Source organism: Paracoccus sp. (in: a-proteobacteria) (genome assembly GCF_046462195.1).
Lineage (GTDB): Bacteria > Pseudomonadota > Alphaproteobacteria > Rhodobacterales > Rhodobacteraceae > Paracoccus.
Genome location: NZ_JBKGUN010000105.1, coordinates 1 through 3,619, shown reverse-complemented (window position 1 = coordinate 3,619; position 3,619 = coordinate 1). Strand labels below are relative to the sequence as shown.

General features: G+C 65.7%; 5 protein-coding genes. All 5 read left to right on the top strand.

Annotated features, from left to right (window positions below):
• Positions 1-276: cupin domain-containing protein (locus ACLHHB_RS06750; protein ID WP_410217511.1), on the top strand; the 276-nt coding region annotated here is incomplete at its 5' end.
• A gap of 11 nt (positions 277-287) precedes the next feature.
• Positions 288-1,112, top strand: coding sequence for a 5-dehydro-4-deoxy-D-glucuronate isomerase (kduI, locus tag ACLHHB_RS06745; protein ID WP_410217510.1), 825 nt, complete (start codon positions 288-290; stop codon positions 1,110-1,112).
• Positions 1,109-1,834: a 2-dehydro-3-deoxy-D-gluconate 5-dehydrogenase KduD gene (gene kduD / locus ACLHHB_RS06740; RefSeq protein WP_410217509.1), complete on the top strand. Its 726-nt coding sequence runs from the start codon at positions 1,109-1,111 to the stop codon at positions 1,832-1,834. Before kduI ends, kduD begins: the two co-directional genes overlap by 4 nt.
• Positions 1,812-3,242: a mannitol dehydrogenase family protein gene (locus ACLHHB_RS06735; protein ID WP_410217508.1), complete on the top strand. Its 1,431-nt coding sequence runs from the start codon at positions 1,812-1,814 to the stop codon at positions 3,240-3,242. The genes kduD and ACLHHB_RS06735 overlap by 23 nt, the downstream gene beginning before the upstream one ends.
• Positions 3,235-3,619: UxaA family hydrolase (locus ACLHHB_RS06730; protein WP_410217507.1), on the top strand; the 385-nt coding region annotated here is incomplete at its 3' end. The genes ACLHHB_RS06735 and ACLHHB_RS06730, both read left to right, overlap by 8 nt.

The window sequence follows — 3,619 nt, the reverse complement described above, 5'->3', positions numbered from 1 at the left end:
GATCCTGTCCGGACCGTTCTGGCCCATTCGCCCGACCTGATGGTCGTCCGCTTCGACTTCAACGAGGACGACCAGGGCGCGCTGCACAGCCACCCGCATGTGCAATCGACCTTTGTGCAGTCGGGCCGTTACCGCTTTACCATTGACGAACGTGCCTTCGAGGTTGGCCCCGGCGACGCGTTCATCATTCCCTCAGGCGCCCAGCACGGATGCCTGTGTCTCGAAGGCGGGGTGCTGGTCGACAGCTTCACTCCCCGCCGCGACGATTTTCTGTGAAAGGACCTTCCATGACCCATGTCGAAACCCGCCACGCGATTCATCCCGAACACGCCAAGGCCATGGACACTGCCCAGCTGCGCCAGCACTTCCTGGCCGAGGGACTGTTTGCGGAGGGCGAGATCCGGCTGGTCTATACCCATTATGATCGCTTCGTGGTGGGCGGCGCGGTTCCGAACGGCACCAGCCTGGTTCTGGATGCCATTGCCGAAACCAAGACGCCGACCTTCATGGACCGCCGCGAGATGGGCATCGTCAACATCGGCGGCGACGGCCGGGTCGAGATTGCGGGCGACGCATGGGACATGAAGCAGGGCGACGTGCTGTACCTGGGCATGGGTTCGGGCGCGGTGACCTTCTCGGGGCAGGGGCGGTTCTACATCACCTCGGCCCCCGCGCATCGCCAGCTGCCCTGCCGCCTGGTGCGCGTCGAGGAGGCGAAGGAGGTCAAGATGGGCGCGGTCGAGACCTCGAACAAGCGTACCATCAAGCAGTTCATCCACCCGCTGGTCATGGAAAGCTGCCAACTGGTGCTGGGCTATACCACGCTGGAGGACGGGGCTGTCTGGAACACCATTCCCAGCCATGTCCATGACCGCCGGATGGAGGCCTATCTGTATCACGGGATGGAGCCGCAGGCCCGCGTCCTGCACCTGATGGGCGAGCCGCAGGAAACCCGGCACATCTTTGTAGCCAACGAACAGGCCGTGCTGTCGCCGTCCTGGTCGATCCATTCGGGTGCCGGCATCGGCAGCTATACCTTCATCTGGGCGATGGCGGGGGACAATGTCGATTATACCGACATGGACTTCATCCAGCCGGAGGACATGCGTTGACCGCCTTTTCCCTGGAAGGCCGCACCGCGCTGGTGACTGGTGCCAATACGGGCATCGGTCAGGCCATCGCCGTGGCGCTGTCGCAGGCGGGGGCCGAGGTCATCGCCGCCGGCCGTCGCGACTGCGACGAAACGCTGGCCCTGATGGGCCGGGGCCGGACGATGCGTCTGGACTTTGCCGATCCGATGGCTGCGCACGACGTCTTTGCGGCCGAGCAGATCGACATCCTCGTGAACAACGCGGGCATCATTCGCCGCGAGGATGCCACCGACTTTTCCGAGGCGGACTGGGACGAGGTGATGGACGTCAACCTCAAGGCCCTGTTCTTCACCTGCCAGGCCTTTGCCCGCGCCGCCCTGCCGCGCGGCAAGGGCAAGATCGTCAACATCGCGTCCCTGCTGTCCTTCCAGGGAGGCATCCGCGTTCCGTCCTATACAGCCAGCAAGCATGGCGTGGCGGGATTGACCAAGCTGATGGCCAACGAATGGGCCGCAAGGGGCCTGAACGTCAACGCCATCGCGCCCGGCTATATCGAGACAAACAATACCGAGGCGCTGCGCGCCGATCCCGACCGTTCCAAGGCGATCCTGGACCGGATCCCGGCAGGACGGTGGGGACGGCCGGAAGATATCGGCCAAACGGCGGTTTTCCTTGCCGCACCCGCATCAGATTATATCAACGGCGCCGTGTTGAACGTCGATGGAGGCTGGCTTGCCCGATAGATTGAACCGCGCGCCCTCGGACGCGCCCGCTGGCATCGTGCATCTGGGCCTGGGTGCCTTTTTCCGCGCCCATGGCGCGATCTATGTCGCCGAGGCGATGGAGCGTTCGGGTGGCGATTGGGACATCATCGGTGTCTCGCTGCAATCGCCCGGCACGCGCGACAAGCTGAAGCCGCAGGGCTGGGCCTATACCGCGCTGGAGCTGGGACCGCAGGGCGAGACCCCGCAGGTGGTGACCGTGCTGCGCGACGTCCTGGTCGCGCCCGAGAACCCGCAGGCCGTTCTGGACGCGATGGCCGCGCCAAGCGTCAAGATCGTCAGCCTGACCGTGACCGAAAAGGGGTATTGCCACGAGCCCTCGACCGGCCGGTTGAACGCCGATCACCCGGACATCCGGCATGATCTGGAGAACCCGCTGCCGAAATCCGCGCCGGGCTTCCTGGTTCGTGCGCTGGCGGCCCGCCAGGATGCAGGGCTGCGTCCCTTCACGGTCCTGTGCTGCGACAACCTGCCGGAAAACGGTCATGTCGTGCGCGGCGTCGTGCTGGATCTGGCGCGCCTGATCGACCAGAACCTTGCCCAGTGGATCGAGGCCGAAGGTGCCTTTCCCTCGACAATGGTCGACCGGATCGTTCCCGCCACCACGCCCGCCGATCTGGACCGGCTGGAGGCCTTGGCCGGCCACCGGGACGAAGCGCCCGTCATGCACGAACCTTTCCGCCAGTGGGTGGTCGAGGACAATTTCGTCGACAATGACCGTCCCGATCTGGGCGAGGTCGGGGTCCAGCTGGTCGAGGATGTGACTCCGTTCGAGCACATGAAGCTGCGGATGCTGAACGGCACCCATTCCTCGCTGGCCTATCTGGGCTATCTGGCGGGGCACGAGACCATCGCGGACACTGTGGCCGATCCGGTCTTTGCCGCCTTCGTGGACAAGCTGTGGCGGACCGAGATCATCCCGGCGCTGACCCCACCCCCGGGCGAGGATCTGGGCGCCTATGCCGATGCCTTGGCCGCGCGTTATGCCAATCCGGCCATCCGGCACCGCACTTGGCAGATCGCCATGGATGGCAGCCAGAAGCTGCCGCAGCGCATCTTGGGCACCATTGCCGAAGGTCGTGCGGCCGGTCGTGCGGTTCCCGGCCTGACCTTGGCGGTCGCGACTTGGATGCGCTACACCTCGGGTCGTGACGAGAAGGGGGCCGCAATCGAGGTCAAGGACCCGATGGCGCCGAGGCTTGCTGCGCTGTGGCGCGACGATCCCGCCGACACCGTGACGGGCTTCCTGGCGCTGACCGAGGTCTTCCCCGCAACCCTGCGGGAGGATGCGGGCTTTGCCGCCGATCTGACCGCCGCGCTGGAAGGTCTGGTCAGCAGGGGCGCACGGGAGATGGCCGCCGATGTCTGAGCCGCTGGTTCTGAACGCTGCCGACAACGTGGCGATCCTGACCGAAAAGGGCGTGGCGCCCGCGGGCCACAAGATCGCGCGGGTGGCCATTCCGCAAGGGGCTGCGGTCATCAAGTATGGACAGACCATCGGCTATGCCACGGCCCCCATCGCTGCAGGTGATCATGTCCACAGCCACAACTGTGCCTTTGGTGCGCATGAGCGGGATTACCGGCTCGGCTCGGCGCTGCCAGCGGCCGAAGCGGCGCTGGAGCACCATCGCGGCGAGGCGCTGTTCTTCCAAGGCTATCACCGCGCGGGCGGGCAGGTCGGCACGCGCAACTTCATCGCGCTGGTCGCGACGGTCAACTGCTCGGCCACGGTGATCCGCCGCGCCG

Bases quoted from the DNA above. Each gene is read 5' to 3' on its own strand.
- ACLHHB_RS06735 (WP_410217508.1), top strand. From the start codon at position 1,812: ATGGAGGCTGGCTTGCCCGATAGATTGAACCGCGCGCCCTCGGACGCG.
- kduI (WP_410217510.1), top strand. From the start codon at position 288: ATGACCCATGTCGAAACCCGCCACGCGATTCATCCCGAACACGCCAAG.